Consider the following 647-nt stretch of genomic DNA (forward strand, 5'->3'; position numbering starts at 1 on the left):
GAGTTAAAGTTTACTAAAAATTGTAAAAATGGTATGAGCTTTATCTTTTCTAATGCTTTAACTCATGAGATTATTGATATAGTTGATGGTAGAACAGAGTATATTTTAAATAATTATTTTTCCAGATTTTCTAAAGAGGCTAGAAGTAATGTTAAGGCTATTTGTATTGATATTTATACTCCTTATATGAAGTTGATTAGAAGTAAGTTTCCTAATGCTGAAATTGTTATAGATAGGTTTCATATTATTCAAAATATTAATAGAGAACTTAATAGAACCAGAGTTAAGCTAATGAATATTTATAAAAAACAAAAGGGTATTAACTATACTCTTTTAAAGAATAATTGGAAGTTGATATTAGAAGATGAAAGTAATGTCACTCATGGTAAGTTTTTCTTTAATAGGAGTTTTAGGAGTTTGGTTACTAGACGTGATATTTTGGATTATTTATTAGGATTAGATTGTATATTTAAGGCTAGCTATGAGAGGGTTCAGGATATTAGATATGCGATAAGGTATAGAAATGAGTTGGAGTTTAAAGAATTAATTGAAAAATCTACTACCGGTTTATCTTGTGCTGTTAGTAAGGCTATTAATACTATGAGAAAGTATAAAGGGTATATGCTTAATAGTGTTAGACATTCTAT

The 647-nt window shown here is 26.7% G+C and carries 1 protein-coding gene; it reads left to right on the forward strand.

All coding sequences use genetic code 11. The features are described 5' to 3' along the window. On the forward strand, nt 1-647 hold a 647-nt coding region (locus HMPREF1983_RS03375), incomplete at both ends, for an ISL3 family transposase (protein ID WP_021752891.1).

It is taken from the genome of Gemella bergeri ATCC 700627 (assembly GCF_000469465.1).
Lineage (GTDB): Bacteria > Bacillota > Bacilli > Staphylococcales > Gemellaceae > Gemella > Gemella bergeri.